The sequence below is a fragment of the Streptomyces sp. RLA123 genome (genome assembly GCF_056270165.1).
Window position 1 is genome coordinate 3,160,920 of sequence record NZ_JBWDOR010000003.1, and the last position, 16,743, is coordinate 3,177,662.

Genomic DNA, 16,743 nt, shown 5'->3' on the forward strand with positions numbered 1-16,743 from the left:
TAACGGATTTATTTCTGGACTTTGTCCAGAACGGCCGCCGGAAGGCATTGCCCGGCGTGCCGAGCCGGTGATTCAGTGTTTGTGTGGTCGTGAGCGACCAGGAGCCCCCGACGGACTCTTCCGAAGATCGACGGGAGGACACATTCACATGAGCACCCCTTACACCACCAACAACGCCGGGATTCCGGTGGAGAGCGATGCCCATTCGCTCACGGTGGGCTCGGACGGGCCCGTCCTCCTTCAGGATCACTACCTGATCGAGAAGATGGCGCAGTTCAACCGCGAGCGGGTTCCGGAGCGCGTGGTGCACGCCAAGGGTTCGGGCGCGTACGGCGTCTTCGAGGTGACGAACGACGTCAGCCAGTTCACCAAGGCCGACCTCTTCCAGCCGGGGCGGCGAACGGAGATGCTGGCCCGCTTCTCGACGGTCGCCGGCGAGCTGGGCAGCCCCGACACCTGGCGCGACCCGCGCGGCTTCGCGCTGAAGTTCTACACCGAGTTCGGCAACTACGACATGGTCGGCAACAATACGCCGGTCTTCTTCGTGCGCGACGCGATGAAGTTCCAGGACTTCATCCGCAGCCAGAAGCGCCGCCGCGACAGTTCGCTGCGCGACAACAACATGCAGTGGGACTTCTGGACGCTGTCCCCGGAGTCCGCGCACATGGTCACGTGGCTGATGGGCGACCGCGGCGTGCCCAAGTCGTACCGCCACATGAACGGCTACAGCTCCCACACCTATATGTGGGTCAACGGCGGCGGCGAGCGGTTCTGGGTCAAGTACCACTTCAAGACCGACCAGGGGATCGACTTCCTCACCCAGGAGGAGGCCGACCACTACGCGGGCGCCGACGGCGATCTGCACCGCCGTGACCTGTACCAGGCCATCGAGCGCGGCGATCACCCCTCGTGGACGCTGTACATGCAGATCATGCCGTTCGACGACGCGGCCGACTACCGGTTCAACCCCTTCGACCTGACCAAGGTGTGGCCGCACGGCGACTACCCGCTGATCGAGGTCGGGCGGATGACGCTCAACAAGAACCCCGAGGACTACTTCATCCACATCGAGCAGGCCGCTTTCGAGCCCAACAACATGGTGCCCGGCATCGGCCCCTCCCCGGACAAGATGCTCCTCGGCCGGCTGTTCTCGTACGCGGACACCCACCGCTACCGGATCGGCCCCAACTACGCGCAGCTGCCGCCGAACCGTGCGCACACCGAGGTCCGCTCCTACGCGAAGGACGGCCCGATGCGCTACGAGCCGTCGCGCACCGCGGCCCCGTACGCGCCGAACTCCTTCGGCGGGCCCGAGGCCGACGTCCAGCGCTTCGGCGACCCGGCCGGCTGGGAGGTCGCGGGCAACATGGTGCACGAGCCCTACAAGCTGCACCGCGAGGACGACGACTTCGGCCAGGCCGGGACCATGGTCCGGCAGGTCCTGGACGACGCCCAGCGCGACCGGCTGGTCTCCAATGTCTCCGGGCACCTGAAGAACGGGGTCAGCGCACCCGTCCTGGAGCGCGCGGTCCAGTACTGGCGCAACATCGACAAGGAGGTCGGCGACCGCATCGCCGCCAACGTCAACGGCTTGTGACCTCCTCCTGATCGCAGCCCCGGCGCACGTGATGTCCGTCCGTGCCCCGGGGCTGCATCGTGTCTGCGTTCTCGTGAAATGCCTGTTCAGAGCAGGTTCTGTCACACCCTCGTCACTATGCACAAGATCTATACACCGCAGGTATACCCCTCATGTAGAGTCCTCCGCATGAGTATCGGCCACACCCTGCTCGGGCTCCTGGAGTCCGGCCCTCGCCACGGGTACGACCTGAAGCGGGAATTCGACGACAAGTTCGGCCACGACCGTCCGCTGCACTACGGCCAGGTCTACTCGACCATGGCGCGGCTGCTGAAGAACGGGCTCGTCGAGGTCGACGGCATCGAGACCGGCGGCGGCCCGGAGCGCAAGCGGTACGCGATCACCGACGCCGGGATCACCGACGTGGGCAAGTGGCTCGCGGAGCCGGAGAAGCCCGAGCCCTACCTGCAGAGCACCCTGTACACCAAGGTCGTCCTCGCCCTGCTGACCGGGCGCAGCGCCGCGGACCTGCTGGACACCCAGCGCTCGGAGCACCTTCGCCTGATGCGGGAGCTGACCGTGCGCAAGCGCGACGGCGATCTCGCGGACCAGCTGGTCTGCGACCACGCCCTGTTCCACCTCGAGGCGGACCTCCGGTGGCTGGAACTCACCACGGCACGACTGGACCGACTCGCGGAGGCACTCGCATGACCACCACGGACCTGCTGCTGGAGGCCGTCGACCTGCACAAGGCGTACGGGCCGACCCCGGCACTGGACGGCGCCGACTTCGGCATACGCGCCGGCGAGGTCGTCGCCGTGATGGGGCCGTCCGGCTCCGGCAAGTCGACGCTGCTGCACTGCCTGGCCGGCATCGTGCGGCCGGACTCCGGCCAGGTGCTCTACCGGGGAGGGGACCTGACCGTGATGAGCGACGCCGAGCGCAGCGCGCTGCGCCGCGGCGAGTTCGGCTTCGTCTTCCAGTTCGGCCAGCTCGTTCCCGAGCTGACCTGCGTGGAGAACGTGGCGCTGCCGCTGCGCCTGAACGGCGTCAAGCGCAAGGAGGCCGAGGCCCGTGCCACGGAGTGGATGGCCCGGCTGGAGGTCGACGACCTGACCGGCAAGCGGCCCGGCGAGGTCTCCGGCGGTCAGGGCCAGCGGGTCGCGGTGGCCCGTTCGCTGGTCACCGGCCCGCGGGTGGTCTACGCCGACGAGCCGACCGGTGCCCTGGACTCCCTCAACGGCGAGCGGGTGATGCGCCTGCTGACCGACGCGGCCCGCGACACCAACGCCGCCGTCGTCCTGGTCACCCACGAGGCGCGGGTCGCCGCGTACTCCGACCGCGAGGTCGTCGTCCGCGACGGCAAGTCGCGGGACATGGAGCGGGTGGCATGAGTTCCGGAACCGAAACACGGGGCGGCCTCCTGTCCGGCTGGGTCCGCGACGTGGGCCTGGGCTTCCGCTTCGCCACCACCGGCGGCCGCGAGGGCTGGACCCGCACCGTGCTGACCGCCGTCGGCGTCGGCCTCGGCGTGGCACTGCTGCTGGTGGCCGCATCCGTCCCGGCGATGCTGGGTGCCCGCAACGACCGCGGCTACGAACGGGACTACTCCTGGTTCCACGACCCGCCCAAGGTCAGCGCGAGCACCGTGCTGTACGCCGAGATGGACACCACCTTCCACGACGACGACATCCGGGGCCTGCTCCTGAAGGCCGACGGCGACCGGCCCGTGCTGCCGCCCGGTGTCAAGGCGATGCCCGCCCCCGGCGAGATGGTGGTCTCCCCCGCTCTGAAGCGCCTGCTCGACAAGCCTGGCAGCAAGCTGCTGCGCGAGCGCCTGGACTACCGGATCACCGGCACCATCGGCGACAAGGGCCTGGTCGGACCGGCGGAACTGACCTACTACGCCGGCAGCGACAAACTCGTCGCCTGGGGCACCGGTGACAACGCGGGTACCGGGAACGCCACCCGCATCCCGTACTTCGGACGCGGCACCACCGGGTCGGATCCGCTCGGCGGGATCCTCAGCCTTCTGGTGATCATCATCTTCGTGGTGCTGCTGCTTCCGGTGGCGGTCTTCATCGGCAGCGCCGTCCGCTTCGGCGGTGAACGACGGGACCGCAGACTGGCCGCGCTGCGACTGGTGGGCGCGGACAGCCGGATGACCCGGCGGATCGCGGCCGGGGAGGCGCTGTTCGGCTCACTGCTCGGACTTGCCGTCGGTGCCGCGCTGTTCCTGGGCACCCGGCAGTTCGCAAACGACGTGACGCTGTACGACCTCAGCGTCTTCCCCTCCGACATCACGCCCGGCGCAGGCCTCGCCCTGCTCGTGGCCCTGGCGGTGCCCACCGCGGCGGTCGCCGTGACCCTGCTGGCCATGCGCGGCATCGCGGTCGAGCCGCTCGGTGTCGTGCGCAACGCCACGGCGCGCCGCCGCCGGTTGTGGTGGCGGCTGCTGATCCCGCTGGCCGGCATCGGGCTGCTGGCTCCGCTCTTCGGCGCGATCAGCCAGGAGAGCGAGGTCAACTCGTACCAGGTGGCCGCCGGCACGGTCCTGCTACTCGTGGGGCTGACCGCCCTGCTGCCCTGGGTGGTCGAGGCGGTCGTCGGCCGGTTCCGCGGCGGCCCGGTGCCCTGGCAGCTGGCCACCCGCCGGATCCAGCTCAACAGCGGCGCCTCGGCCCGCATGGTCAGCGGCGTGACGGCCGCGGTGGCGGGGGCGATCGCCCTGCAGACCCTCTTCACCGGAATCCAGTCCGACTTCGTCACCGACAGCGGCAAGGACCCGCACCGGGCCCAGATGGTGGCCACCACGCAGGTCACCAACGGCGCCGAGGCCCAGCGGGCCGAGCAGGCCTTCGCCGCCACCCCGGGCGTGCGCGCCGCCCTCGGCATCGTCTCCTCGAGCGCCGTACCGGCGGACACCTCCACCAAGAAGGCCACGACCGACATGCCGTCGGTGCCGGTCCTGGTCGCCGACTGCGCCACGCTGCGCGAACTGGTGAACACCGGCCCCGGCTGCAAGGACGGCGACGTGTTCCTCGCCGACGACCCGAACGGCTACGGCGACATCGACGCGTTCGTACGGGCGGGGCGCGCGGTAGACCTCAACACGCCCCTGGGGGACCACTACACCGGCACGCCCGAGCTGTGGACCGTGCCGGCCGGAGCGCACCGGGTGACCTCGCGCACCTCCCCGGAGGGCAACCAGGAGTGGGGCGTGCTCGCCACCCCCCGGGCCCTGGACGTGGCAATGCTGCACAGCCCCGACGTCAGGATCATGCTGCGGACCGACCCGCACGCGCCGGACGCGTTCGAGCAGGCGCGCAACACCTCCGTCCGCCTCGATCCACTCGACGGCGACATCTACCAGCTGCAGGGAACGAACGAGAACAAGAAGTTCGCCACCATCCGGCGCGGTCTGCTCATCGGTGCCGCCGCCACCCTGGCTCTCATCGGCGCGAGCCTGCTCGTCTCGATGCTGGAGCAACTGCGCGAACGCAGGAAGCTGCTGGCGGTCCTGGTCGCCTTCGGCACCCGGCGCTCGGTGCTCGGGCTGTCCGTGCTGTGGCAGACCGCGCTCCCGATCGGGCTCGGTCTCGTCCTGGCCGTGATCGGCGGTGTCGGGCTCGGCGCGGCCCTGCTGAAGATGGTCAACGCGCCGCTGCACTTCGCCTGGGGCAGCGTCGCCACCATGAGCGGCATCGCCGCGGGGGTCGTCCTGGTGGTGACCCTGCTCAGCCTGCCGCCGTTGTGGCGCATGATGCGCCCGGACGGACTGCGCACGGAGTGACGCCCGGCCGGTGCGGTTCAGCAGGCGAACCGCACCGGCAACGGCTTGAGGGCACCGCGCAGCGCGGAGGCGAACGCCTCGAACTCCTCCGCGCGCGCGGTGCCCGTGCGCATTGCCAGGGCGATGCGCCGCGACGGCGCCGGGTGCGCGAAGTAGCCCGTCGCGAGGTCCGCGCTGCGCCCCGTCTCCACCGTCACCGCGGTGCGCGGCAGCAGGGTCACCCCGAGCCCGCCGGCCACCAGCTGCACCAGCGTGGACAGCCCTGCGGCGCTGGTCGTCGCGACCGCGCCCTCCGTGCGGCCGGCCTCCCGGCAGACGTCGAGCGCCTGGTCGCGCAGGCAGTGGCCCTCGTCCAGGAGCAGCAGATCCAGCTCGCGCAGCGTCTCGCGGGGCAGGTCCACGCGTCCGGCCAGCCAGTGGTCGCTGGGCGTCACCAGGACGAAGTCCTCATCGAAGAGCGGCAGTTCGACCACGCCCGGCGCGGCCAGGGGCACCGCGAGCATCAGCAGGTCCAGCCGTCCGGCCGCCAGGCCCTCCAGCAGGGAGGCGGTCTGCTCCTCGTGCACCTGAAGATCGAGGTCGGGATACGCGCCGTGCACCAGCCGCAACACGCTCGGCAGGAGGTAGGGCGCGACGGTCGGGATCACCCCGAGCCGCAGCACGCCCGTGAACGGGGCCCGCGCCGCGTCCGCCTCGTCCTGGAGGTCGCCCACCGCCTCCAGCACCGCCCGCGCCCGCACCGCGACCCGCTCACCCGCCGAGGTCAGCAGCACCTTGCGGGTGGTGCGCTCGACCAGCACCACGCCGAGCGCCTCCTCCAGCGCGGCCAGCGCGCCCGACAGGGCCGGCTGGCTGGTCCCGATCGCGGCGGCCGCGTCCCGGAAGTGCAGGTGCTCGGCTACGGCCGCGAAGGCCCGCAACTGGGACAGACTGGGCTGGCGCCGGGTTACGCGCTGAGTACTGATAACCGTCTCCTATCAACGGCCGCACAGTTTAGCCGCGCAAGCGGACCGGAGCCGTCCGGGCCGCCCCGCCGCCTCAGTCGACCAGGCGTGGACTGTGGGCGGTCACCGGGAACTCCGTGTGCGCACCGGAGACGGGCACCGGTACCGACGCGTCCGCCGGGCTCCCTGTCGCGTCGACGCGCACCTCGATCCGGAAGACGGGAGGCGTGCCGGAGCAGCCGACACCCGGTCCGTACGGCGGTGCCGCTGTCTCCGGCGTGAGTAGGCGCCGGGACGTCGGACTCAGGGAGCCGTTCGCCGGGACTGCGGTGCCGCGGTCGCCGGGAGGCGGCCGCTCCGCCTCGTCCCGGACCGTCCAGGCCTCGTACGACGGCCGTCACTGTCCGCAGCGCCCGCCCGCGAAGCACCGAGCCGATAAGCGCAACCGATCAATGTGACCCGCTGGGACGATTTCACTGATCAATGGGCTTGTGGCAGGGTGATCGCGACCAGCCCATGGGACCGTGCGGCCACCCCGCAGCCGGCTCCCTACCCTCACAAGGAGTACGCGTGCTCACCGTCGGTGACAAGTTCCCCGAGTTCGAACTGACCGCCTGTGTCGACCTCGACCCCGAGAAGGCCTTCGCCCAGATCGACCACAAGTCGTACGAGGGCAAGTGGAAGGTCTACTTCGCGTGGCCGAAGGACTTCACCTTCGTCTGCCCCACGGAGATCGCGGCGTTCGGCAAGCTGAACGACGAGTTCGCCGACCGCGACGCGCAGATCCTCGGCTTCTCCGTGGACTCCGAGTTCGTGCACCACGCCTGGCGCAAGGACCACGACGACCTGCGCGACCTGCCGTTCCCGATGATGTCCGACATCAAGCGCGAGCTCTGCGCCGACCTCGGCATCCTCGGCGAGGACGGCGTCGCCCAGCGCGCGACCTTCGTCGTCGACCCGAACAACGAGATCCAGTTCGTCATGGTGACCGCCGGCTCCGTCGGCCGTAACCCCAAGGAGGTCCTGCGGGTCCTCGACGCGCTGCAGACGGACGAGCTGTGCCCCTGCAACTGGAAGAAGGGCGACGAGACCCTCGACGTCGTCAAGCTGCTGGCCGGTGAGTGACCGTGTCGCTCGCTGAGCTGAAGTCCGCGCTGCCGGACTACGCCAAGGACCTCAAGCTCAACCTGGGCTCCGTGATCGGCAACGCCGAGGACGCGGGCCTGCTCACGCGGCAGCAGCTGTGGGGTACGGTGCTGGCCACCGCCATCGCCTCCCGCTCGGCGATCGTGCTGCGCGCGCTGGAGCCGGAGGCCCGCGAGAACCTCACGCCCGAGGCGTACCAGGCCGCGAAGGCCGCCGCCGCCGTCATGGCGATGAACAACGTCTACTACCGGACCCGGCACCTGCTGTCGGACCCGGAGTACGGCAACCTGCGGGCCGGTCTGCGGATGAACGTCATCGGCAACCCGGGCGTCGAGAAGACCGACTTCGAGCTGTGGTCGCTGGCGGTCTCGGCGATCAACGGCTGCGGGATGTGCCTGGACTCCCACGAGCAGGTGCTCCGCACGGCGGGAGTCGAGCGCGAGACGGTCCAGGAGGCGTTCAAGATCGCCGCCGTTGTGCAGGCCGTCGCCGCGACGCTGGACGCCGAGGCGGTCCTCGCCGGCGCGTGACGCGTACCCGACGGGCCCGGCCACCCTTGCGGGCGGCCGGGCCCGTCGGCTGCCGGCCGAAGGCGGCTCAGACGCCCTGCTCCGGGGCGGGGCCGGGGACTCCGTGCGCGGCCGCGGGGACGGTCCCGTCAGTGGCGCTCTGCGTTCCTTCCCCGGCTTCGCCCTCGGCGGACAGCGCCGACGTCTCCCGGGAGTTGGCCCGCAGGTGGACCACAACGGCGTTGGTGACCGCGACCAGGGGCACGGCCACCACCGCGCCGCCGATCCCGGCGATGAGCGATCCGGCGGCGACGGAGAGGATCACGCCCAGCGGGTGCACCCGCACGGCCCGGCCGAGGATGAACGGCTGGAGGATGTGGCCCTCGATCTGCTGCACCGCCAGCACGACGACCAGCACCATCAGCGCGGTGAACGGCCCCTGTGTCACCAGCGACACGACCATCGCGATCGCACCCGAGGCCACCGCGCCCACCAGCGGCACGAACGCCGCCAGGAAGATGATGACGGCGAGCGGCACCGCCATCGGCACCCCGAGGAAGTAGATGCCGATACCGATGAATATGGCGTCGATCAGCGCGACGATCACCGTGCCGCGCACATAGAGGGTGAGGGTGCGCCAGGCGCGCGGGCCGGCCCCGCCCAGTCCGTCGCGGGCGGCCACGGGGAAGAGCTTGAGGCACCAGTTCCAGATGTTGCGGCCGTCGTAGAGCAGGAAGAGCGTGCTGAACATCGCCAGCAGGATGCCGGTGAGCAGTTCCACGACGACGGTGACGCCCTGGAGCCCGGCGTCGGTGAGCGCCTTGGAGTTGGTGCCGATCGCGTCCTGGAGGTTCGAGGCGATCTGGTTGATCTGATCCTCGGTCACATGGAACGGGCTGTTGAGCAGCCAGCGCTTCAGCTCGTTGATGCCGTCCTGGAGGCTGCTGGAGAGGTTGTCGACGTTCTCCATGACCTGCCAGACCACGAACCAGCCGACCAGGCCCATCACCACGAAGCCGCCGATGAAGACGATGGCGGTGGCCACTCCGCGCGGCACCCCCAGCCGCTTCAGCCGGCCCACGAAGGGCTGCAGCAGCGCGGTGATCAGCAGCGCGGCCACAAAGGCCAGCACCACCAGCTGGATCGTGCCGATCACCCGCATCAGCACCCAGACGGTGCCGGCCAGCACCAGCAGCCGCCAGCCGGCCTCGGCGGCGACGCGCATGCTCCACGGCACCTGGGCGACCGGGTCGCCGGGGCCCGCGCCGCGGGGCACGGACCGGCGCGCGGCAGCGGCCTGTTCCTCCTGACGGCGGGTCTCGGCGCGCGCCTCCGCGCGCGCCTTCTCGGCGGCGGCCCTGCGCTGCTCCTCCAACCGGCCCGCCAGCCTGGCCACTTCGGCGGCCAGACCGGCGCCCCACTGGCGCTTCTCCGACATCGTTGTACCCCTGTCCCCCGCCCCCCGCGGCCTTTCCGACCGCACCACCGTACGCGCACAAAGCCCCCGACCCCACATAGGGGGTCAGGGGCTCGGCGGAGCTTTGCGGCGGTACCGGGAGGTACCAGGCGAATCGCCTAGTACCAGTGGTTGTTCTGCCAGAAGGTCCAGGCGCCGCACGGGCTGCCGTAGCGGCTGTTCATGTAGTTGAGGCCCCACTTGATCTGGGTGCCCGGGTTGGTCTGCCAGTCGGCGCCCGCGGTGACCATCTTGGAACCGGGCAGGGCCTGGACGAGGCCGTACGCACCGGAAGAGGAGTTCGTCGCGGTGTAGTTCCAGCCGCTCTCGCGAGTGACGATGTTGGAGAAGCACTGGAACTGGCTGGAGTCGCCGATGATCCCCTGCGCCATCGCCTGGACCTCGGCGGTGGAGTAGGAGGCCTTCACGACGAGGGCGGCGCGCTCGGCGGCACGGGAGGCGGCTTCCTGCTTCCGCTGCTCCTCGGCCTTCTTCTCGGCGTCCTTGCGGGCGGCGGCGTCCTTGGCGGCCTGCTTGCGGGCAGACTCCTCGGCGGCCTTCCTCGCGGTCGCGTCGGCGGCGTCCGTCTGTGCCTGCACCTGCTGCGTCAGCGATGCCTGCTGAACCTGCTGTCCCGCGGGTATGTCCGCGAGAACGGTCATCGCGTCGGTGGCGGCGACGGGCTGCAGGCCCGGCTGCTCGCTACCAGAGGCGACACCGACGACAGCGCCCACGGTGGTGACCGCAGTGGCCGAAGCCACCGCGAATCCCCGGACCGAGATCCGGCTCACACGGTTTCCTTCCAGCGTCGCCCGTTGGACCTCACGGACGCGATCGTGCCCCTCGCACTGGCTTCTTCATGCACCGGTCACAGAAGCTTCTGGCCCGGTGGGTCTCCCACCTGCTGGCGGGAGTCCGCTGATTCAGCTCGGGCGGCCCACGGCGAACGCTGTTCAATTCTGGGGTTCCGCACGCTTGTAGGTACGGGTGTGCCATGGGCAGGGCCTGACAGAACCGACAGCCTGCCCTAGCCCCACACGTCAACGCAATTCCCTGTCAGGTGTCAAACCTCACACGGCACGTGGGCCACGGAATTTTCTCGTACCCCCCAGTAGCCGCCCCGGACGCCGCTAGGCTGCTGCGTCCTTGCGGCGCAGCAGCCTAGCGGTGTTGTCCCACTGCCGTGACGGCAGGGTCAGGTCACGTCCGCCCGTCCTCCAGCATCTCCGTGACGAGCGCGGCGATCGGCGAGCGCTCGGAGCGGGTCAGCGTGATGTGCGCGAAGAGCGGGTGCCCCTTGAGCTTTTCCACGACGGCCACCACGCCGTCGTACCGACCCACCCTCAAGTTGTCGCGCTGGGCGACGTCATGGGTGAGAACAACCCGGGAATTCTGTCCGATGCGCGACAGAACGGTCAAAAGGACGTTACGCTCGAGGGACTGCGCCTCGTCCACGATCACGAAGGCGTCGTGCAGCGACCGCCCGCGGATGTGGGTGAGGGGCAGGACCTCCAGCATGCCGCGGGCCACGACCTCCTCGATGACGTCCTTGGACGTCACCGCGCCCAGGGTGTCGAAGACCGCCTGCGCCCAGGGGCTCATCTTCTCGGCCTCGCTGCCCGGCAGGTAGCCGAGCTCCTGCCCGCCCACGGCGTACAGCGGCCGGAAGACCATGACCTTCTGGTGCTGCTGACGCTCCAGCACCGCCTCGAGACCCGCGCACAGCGCGAGTGCCGACTTGCCGGTGCCGGCCCGGCCGCCCATCGACACGATGCCGACGTCCGGGTCGAGCAGCAGGTCGAGCGCGATCCGCTGCTCGGCGCTGCGGCCGTGGATCCCGAACACCTCCCGGTCCCCACGCACCAGCCGCACACGTCCGTCCGCCGTGACCCGGCCGAGTGCCTTGCCGCGCTCGGACTGCAGGACCAGACCCGTGTGCACCGGCAGCCCGTCCGCCTCGCGCAGATCGACGACCTCGCTCTGGAAGAGCTCGTCCACCTGCTCGGCCGGGACCACCACCTCCTCCATACCGGTCCAGCCCGAGGTGATCGCCAGCTCGGCCCGGTACTCCTCGGCCAGCAGGCCGACGGCGGACGCCTTGACCCGCAGCGGCAGGTCCTTGGACACGACGGTCACGTCGTAGCCCTCGGCCTGCAGGTTGCGGGCCACCGCCAGGATGCGCGAGTCGTTGTCGCCGAGCCGGAAGCCGGCCGGCAGCACCCCCGGGTCCGAATGGTTCAGCTCGACGCGCAGGGTGCCGCCCAGCTCGCCGATCGGGATGGGCGCATCCAGCCGCCCGTACCGGACCCGGTACTCGTCGAGCAGCCGCAACGCCTGGCGGGCGAAGTAGCCGAGCTCCGGGTGGTGGCGCTTGGCCTCCAACTCGGTCACCACCACGACCGGAAGTACCACCTCGTGCTCGTCGAAGCGGAGGAGGGCATGCGGGTCGGCAAGCAGCACGCTGGTGTCGAGTACATATGTGCGCCGGTCGTGCTCACGGCGATTCTTGCTGGTCACCACGTGTGGACGAACCCCCTCGGAAGAGGTCGGGGTGCGACGGCGTCGCGCGGGACAGGGCCGGGAGCGACCACCAGGGCCGAACCACGGCCCTTCGAGTCGACGCGGTCAGTGCCGTATGAGTCAAGTGCTGACAACGGCACGTCCGTGAGCAAAGGGCCTCCCGGGCGGACAGCCAGGTGCCGTCCGCTGCTGTCCGACATCCATGGGCCGGATGCCGGTCTGACGGATCTATTCCCTCGAAAGTGGAGGCCTATGCGACTGCATATGACAGCCGTTGGCCCAAGCCCGCGCGTCTCCGCCGCTTCTCCGGCCGTTTTCCCACCGGCCCCCGCAGCGCAATCCGGCCACGTCCGCCACGGCATTCGGCCCCGCCCCGGTGTGGCGTATCTCTCACCCCGGGCGCTCTCCGGGCCTGCGACCTGCGGCACCGGCGCTCCGGAGAGGGCGCTGCCGGTCGTGCGAAGGGCAGCCGGGCGCGTGCGGAGGTCCGGCGTGCGGACCACGGTGCGGAAGTTCTCGCGGCGGCACTGCGGGACCGTAAGGCAATACTCCGAACGGGTGCTCCACCCCGGCGTGTCGTTTCACGCGGGAAACCGGCCCCTCGGACCGGCCGCCGTCAGCTGCCGTAACGGCGGTGGCGGGCCGTGTAGTCGCGCAGGGCCCGCAGGAAGTCGACCTTGCGGAACGCGGGCCAGAAGACCTCGCAGAAGTAGTACTCCGAGTGGGCGCTCTGCCACAGCATGAAGCCCGACAGCCGCTGCTCGCCGGAGGTCCGGATGACGAGGTCGGGGTCGGGCTGGCCGCGGGTGTAGAGGTGCTCCGCGATGTGGTCGATGTCGAGGATCTCCGCGAGGTCCTCGATGGAGGTGCCGCGTCCGGCGTGCTCGTGGAGGAGGGAGCGGACGGCGTCGGCGATCTCCTGGCGGCCGCCGTATCCCACGGCGACGTTCACGAGTATGCCCTCGACGCCCTCGGTGGCCTGTTCGGCCTCCTTGAGGACGGACTGCGTACGCGCGGGCAGGAGGTCCTTCGCCCCGACGTGGTGGACGCGCCAGCGGCCGGTCGCCGCGAGGCCGCGGACCGAGTCCTCGATGATGCCGAGCAGCGGGACGAGTTCCTCGGCCGGGCGGTCGAGGTTGTCGGTGGACAGCATCCAGAGCGTCACGACCTGGACGCCGGTCTCCTCGGACCAGCCCAGCATCTCGGTGATCTTGTCCGCGCCGGCCTGGTGGCCCTGTTCGGTCGTGCGCGCCGCGGCCTTGGCCCAGCGGCGGTTGCCGTCCAGGATGACGCCGATGTGCTTGGGGCTCTGAGCCGGGTCCAGGCGCCGCTCCACCCGGTGGGCGTACAGATCGGTCAACCTGAGGCGTACCAGGTCGCGCAGATTCATTGCCGGGCCCCTCCTGCGGTCGTCCCCCCGCGGCAACCCTAACGCGCCTCCCCACGGGGCGCCGAACCGGGTGCGGGGGCTCCCGGGGGCCTTCGTGATAGGACGACTTCCGTGGATATTCGCACCCTTTACCGCGCCGCCGACGAGCGCTACGACGCCATGGAGTACCGCCGGTCGGGCCGCAGCGGCCTGAAGCTCCCGGCGATCTCGCTCGGCCTCTGGCACAACTTCGGCGACGACCGCACCCTCGACTCGCAGCGCGCCATCCTGCGCCGCGCGTTCGACCTCGGCGTCACGCACTTCGACCTGGCCAACAACTACGGCCCGCCCTACGGTTCGGCCGAGTCCAACTTCGGCACGATCTTCGCCCAGGACTTCCGTCCCTACCGCGACGAACTGGTCGTCTCCACCAAGGCCGGGTACGACATGTGGCCCGGCCCCTACGGCGAGTGGGGCAGCCGCAAGTACCTGCTGGCCTCCCTCGACCAGTCGCTGGGCCGCATGGGCCTGGACTACGTCGACATCTTCTACTCGCACCGCTACGACCCCGAGACCCCGCTGGAGGAGACGATGGGCGCCCTGGCGTCCGCCGTCCGGCAGGGCAAGGCGCTGTACGTCGGCATCTCGTCCTACGGCCCGCAGCGCACCCGCGAGGCGGCCCGGCTGCTGCGCGAGATGGGCGTGCCGGCGCTGATCCACCAGCCCTCCTACTCCATGATCAACCGCTGGGTGGAGGACGAGGGCCTGCTCGACGTCCTGGACGAGGAGGGCATGGGCTGCATCCCCTTCGTCCCCCTGGCCCAGGGCCTGCTGACGGACAAGTACCTCAACGGGATCCCGGAGGGCTCGCGCGCCGCCCAGGGCAAGTCCCTGGACCCGACGCTGATCACCGACGAGGTCGTCCGGCGGCTGCGCGGCCTGAACGACATCGCCGCGGGCCGCGGCCAGTCGCTGGCGCAGCTCGCGCTCAGCTGGGTGCTCCGCGACCCGCGGATCACCTCGGCGCTGATCGGCGCGAGCAGCGTCGCCCAGCTGGAGGCCAACGTGGCCGCCTTGGGCGCACCGGCCCTCACCGACCAGGAGCTCGCGCAGATCGACACGTTGGCCCTGGAGTCGGGCGTCAACCTCTGGTCGCGCAGCAGCGAGGCGTAACCCGGAAGCACCGTCACCGCCCGGCGTCCTGGTCAGGGGAGCAGCAGCACCCCGGCCAGGGCGCCGGCCAGCATGAACGGCCCGAAGGGCAGCGGCGTGCCGCGCTCCGCGCGACCGCTCGCCAGCAGGGCCAGCCCGGTCACCGCGCCCAGCAGGAAGGCCGTGAAGGTCCCGGCCAGCAGCGCGTCCCAGCCGTACCAGCCCAGCACGAGCCCGGCGGTGGGCGCGAGTTTGACGTCCCCGAAGCCCATGCCCCCGGGGTTGACCAGGTGCAGCACGAGATAGAGCAGCCCCAGCACCAGCGCCCCGAGCAGGGCGCGCGGCCACGACCCGGCGTGTCCTGGGGCCAGCGAGGCGGCCCCGAGCAGCGCCGCCGTCCCCGCGGCGGCAGGGAACGTCAGCACGTCCGGCAGCCGCAGAACCGTCAGGTCGACCCGGGCGAGCAGCACCGCCAGAGGCACCAGCAGCAGCCAGACGGCGAGCTCGGGCCGGGCCCCCAGGCGGCCGGCGAGCACCGCGCACAGCGCCGCCGTGCACAGGGCGAACCACCGGCCGGCCGCCCAGTGCGCGCCGCGCACCGGACCCAGCCAGCCCGCCGCTCCCGCCGGGTACACCTCCCCCTCGGGGCTCCCGGTCCGCCACCGATGCTCCTCGCCGACCGCCAGGCGGTGGGCCGCACGCGGCAGGACCAGGCCCGCGCACGTTCCCCAGACGACGGCCACGGCGATCGGATAGACATGCACCGGGCGACCGTACACGGGCCCGTGACCCGAAGGGACGTGACCGCATTGCGCACCCGCCTGCACGACGGCACCGCGCAACTGCGCCTGCCCGCCGCTGTGGTGCCGCTGGAGGTCGCCGCCTCCTACCGCGCCAGGACCCGCGGTCTGCTGGGGCGTGACGGTGTCGCCGGCGCCCTGCTCCTGACGCCCGCCGCGAGCGTCCACACCCTCGGCATGCGCTTCGCCATCGACGTCGCCTACCTCGACCGGCGGCTGCGCGTGCTGTCCGTGCGCACCATGGCCCCGGGCCGGCTCGGCCGGCCGCGGCTGCGGGCCCGGTACGTGCTGGAGGCGGAGGCGGGCGCGATGTCCGGCTGGGGGCTGGTGCGCGGGGTGACGGTGGGCGTGGAACCCGGGGAGCGCTGACCGCGAGCCCGCTGCCGACCCGCCGCCCAGGGCGGGGTGCCACCCGCGCCACCGATGCGTCAGGGCAGTCGGGGCAGTCGTCCGGCGGTTTCCCTGAGGCACCTTTTGATCACGGTGCGTGTTCGGTATTCCCGGGCCGGAGGAGAAAGGAGACGGGCCGGTCCGCAGGGGGGGAGAGCGGACCGGCCCGAGGGGGGGGTTTCCAAGGTACCGCGTATCCGCCGCAGTGCAGGACCAAGGTCATGAGGGAGATGTGAAGGTTCCTTTCAGAAAGGACCGCACCCGGAATCCGATTCACCCCTTTGGCCCCATAAGCGGTGTCCTTCTACCCAAAACATACCGATGACGTGCCCCTTTCGTCACTCCGCGTGACGGGGCGGGTAGACGGGGAATTTAACAGCCCATGGGTCCGGCGTACCCCGGCCGGGTGAGTCGCGCCGTTGACCCGCCGCGGTGCGCGCGTCAGGAGGGCCGGAACGTGATCTCCACCCGGCGGTTCTGCCTGCGGCCCGCCTCGGAGGAGTTGTCGGCGATCGGGTAGTCCTCGCTGTATCCGCGGACCTGGAAGGAATGGCTGTCGTTCCCGAGTGAGGCCAGCTCCCCGGAGAGGATCTTGTAGACCGCGTCAGCGCGCTTCTTGGAGAGCACCTGGCCGTGCTCGTAGGAGCCGAGGTTGTCCGTGAAGCCGAAGACCCGGATCGGCTGCGTCACGTTCCTGGCATCGATGTCGGACGCGATCGCCCGGATCCGCGCCGCCGCGGCCGGGTTGAGTTTCGCGCTGTCCCTCGGGAACAGCACGTCGGACTGGAGGGCGTACGTCACCGAGGAGTTGGACTCCTCGTGCCGCTCCTCCCCGTCGTCGGCGGAGGCGTCCTCCGAGGAGGACCCGTCCGTCACCGACACGATGTCCAGCACCTTCGGCGGCGCCAGCTTCGCGCCCTCCGGGAGCTCCAGCTCCGGGTCCTTCGCGTCGACCTCGGTCGGCGCGGACGGGGTCGGCTGCGCCGTCGGGACGTCGTCCGCGTGCGCCGCCGGCACGGGGGCGACAAGCGCCAGCGCGAGGGCCAACGCGGCCGCGGCCACGGCCTTTTGTCGGGGACGGGGCATGA

General features: G+C 70.8%; 15 protein-coding genes. 8 read left to right on the plus strand and 7 right to left on the minus strand.

The window, feature by feature from the left end:
- Positions 1-148 precede the first annotated feature (148 nt).
- The 4 genes from RV983_RS14180 to RV983_RS14195 all read left to right on the plus strand — a co-directional run bounded on the left by RV983_RS14180 (position 149) and on the right by RV983_RS14195 (position 5,369).
- Positions 149-1,597 (plus strand): catalase, encoded by a 1,449-nt coding sequence (locus tag RV983_RS14180; RefSeq protein WP_475986153.1) that lies wholly within the window; start codon positions 149-151, stop codon positions 1,595-1,597.
- Between the two features lie 168 nt (positions 1,598-1,765).
- Positions 1,766-2,287: a PadR family transcriptional regulator gene (locus RV983_RS14185; protein WP_475986154.1), complete on the plus strand. Its 522-nt coding sequence runs from the start codon at positions 1,766-1,768 to the stop codon at positions 2,285-2,287.
- The gene (locus RV983_RS14190) at positions 2,284-2,970 is read left to right on the plus strand and encodes an ABC transporter ATP-binding protein (RefSeq protein WP_475986155.1); all 687 of its coding nucleotides are present in this window, start codon (positions 2,284-2,286) and stop codon (positions 2,968-2,970) included. Before RV983_RS14185 ends, RV983_RS14190 begins: the two co-directional genes overlap by 4 nt.
- Entirely contained in the window at positions 2,967-5,369 is a 2,403-nt protein-coding gene (locus RV983_RS14195; RefSeq protein ID WP_475986156.1) for an ABC transporter permease, read from the plus strand. The genes RV983_RS14190 and RV983_RS14195 overlap by 4 nt, the downstream gene beginning before the upstream one ends.
- A 17-nt stretch (positions 5,370-5,386) precedes the next feature.
- On the opposite strand, the gene RV983_RS14200 is transcribed toward RV983_RS14195, so the two are convergent.
- Entirely contained in the window at positions 5,387-6,289 is a 903-nt protein-coding gene (locus RV983_RS14200; protein WP_475986157.1) for a hydrogen peroxide-inducible genes activator, read from the minus strand.
- A 594-nt stretch (positions 6,290-6,883) separates the two neighbouring features.
- Here RV983_RS14200 and RV983_RS14205 point away from each other — a divergent pair.
- Together RV983_RS14205 and ahpD are read left to right on the plus strand one after the other, a co-directional pair.
- Entirely contained in the window at positions 6,884-7,438 is a 555-nt protein-coding gene (locus tag RV983_RS14205) for a peroxiredoxin (protein ID WP_475986158.1), read from the plus strand.
- Positions 7,439-7,440: 2 nt separating this feature from the next.
- Entirely contained in the window at positions 7,441-7,989 is a 549-nt protein-coding gene (gene ahpD, locus RV983_RS14210) for an alkylhydroperoxidase, AhpD family (RefSeq protein ID WP_475986159.1), read from the plus strand.
- Between the two features lie 67 nt (positions 7,990-8,056).
- Here ahpD and RV983_RS14215 read toward each other — a convergent pair whose 3' ends face one another.
- The 4 genes from RV983_RS14215 to RV983_RS14230 form a co-directional block, all read right to left on the minus strand.
- Entirely contained in the window at positions 8,057-9,406 is a 1,350-nt protein-coding gene (locus RV983_RS14215; RefSeq protein WP_475986160.1) for an AI-2E family transporter, read from the minus strand.
- A gap of 137 nt (positions 9,407-9,543) precedes the next feature.
- Complete coding sequence (locus tag RV983_RS14220; protein WP_475986161.1) at positions 9,544-10,215, minus strand: aggregation-promoting factor C-terminal-like domain-containing protein; 672 nt, start codon at positions 10,213-10,215, stop codon at positions 9,544-9,546.
- 409 nt (positions 10,216-10,624) lie between these two features.
- A complete protein-coding gene (locus RV983_RS14225) occupies positions 10,625-11,944 on the minus strand; it encodes a PhoH family protein (protein WP_475986162.1) in 1,320 nt (439 codons plus the stop codon).
- 616 nt (positions 11,945-12,560) lie between these two features.
- Positions 12,561-13,334, minus strand: coding sequence for an isoprenyl transferase (locus RV983_RS14230; RefSeq protein WP_475986163.1), 774 nt, complete (start codon positions 13,332-13,334; stop codon positions 12,561-12,563).
- 111 nt (positions 13,335-13,445) lie between these two features.
- Here RV983_RS14230 and mgrA point away from each other — a divergent pair, with 111 nt between their 5' ends.
- On the plus strand, positions 13,446-14,486 hold the full coding sequence (gene mgrA, locus RV983_RS14235) for an L-glyceraldehyde 3-phosphate reductase (protein WP_475986164.1): 1,041 nt from the start codon (positions 13,446-13,448) through the stop codon (positions 14,484-14,486).
- Between the two features lie 32 nt (positions 14,487-14,518).
- Here mgrA and RV983_RS14240 read toward each other — a convergent pair whose 3' ends face one another.
- Positions 14,519-15,229, minus strand: coding sequence for a prepilin peptidase (locus RV983_RS14240; RefSeq protein WP_475986165.1), 711 nt, complete (start codon positions 15,227-15,229; stop codon positions 14,519-14,521).
- A gap of 36 nt (positions 15,230-15,265) precedes the next feature.
- Between RV983_RS14240 and RV983_RS14245 the strand changes: the two genes are divergently transcribed.
- Positions 15,266-15,634 carry a DUF192 domain-containing protein gene (locus tag RV983_RS14245; RefSeq protein ID WP_475986166.1) on the plus strand — a complete coding sequence of 123 codons (369 nt, stop codon included), beginning with the start codon at positions 15,266-15,268 and terminating at the stop codon, positions 15,632-15,634.
- 462 nt (positions 15,635-16,096) lie between these two features.
- On the opposite strand, the gene RV983_RS14250 is transcribed toward RV983_RS14245, so the two are convergent.
- Positions 16,097-16,741, minus strand: coding sequence for an OmpA family protein (locus RV983_RS14250; RefSeq protein WP_475986167.1), 645 nt, complete (start codon positions 16,739-16,741; stop codon positions 16,097-16,099).
- Positions 16,742-16,743: the final 2 nt, after the last annotated feature.

What these genes read in the sequence shown, in the direction of transcription:
- RV983_RS14180 (WP_475986153.1), top strand. Translation starts at nt 149, where the DNA reads ATGAGCACCCCTTACACCACCAACAACGCCGGGATTCCGGTGGAGAGC.
- RV983_RS14185 (WP_475986154.1), top strand. Translation starts at nt 1,766, where the DNA reads ATGAGTATCGGCCACACCCTGCTCGGGCTCCTGGAGTCCGGCCCTCGC.
- RV983_RS14190 (WP_475986155.1), top strand. Translation starts at nt 2,284, where the DNA reads ATGACCACCACGGACCTGCTGCTGGAGGCCGTCGACCTGCACAAGGCG.
- RV983_RS14195 (WP_475986156.1), top strand. Translation starts at nt 2,967, where the DNA reads ATGAGTTCCGGAACCGAAACACGGGGCGGCCTCCTGTCCGGCTGGGTC.
- RV983_RS14215 (WP_475986160.1), bottom strand. Translation starts at nt 9,406, where the DNA reads ATGTCGGAGAAGCGCCAGTGGGGCGCCGGTCTGGCCGCCGAAGTGGCC.
- RV983_RS14230 (WP_475986163.1), bottom strand. Translation starts at nt 13,334, where the DNA reads ATGAATCTGCGCGACCTGGTACGCCTCAGGTTGACCGATCTGTACGCC.
- RV983_RS14250 (WP_475986167.1), bottom strand. Translation starts at nt 16,741, where the DNA reads ATGCCCCGTCCCCGACAAAAGGCCGTGGCCGCGGCCGCGTTGGCCCTC.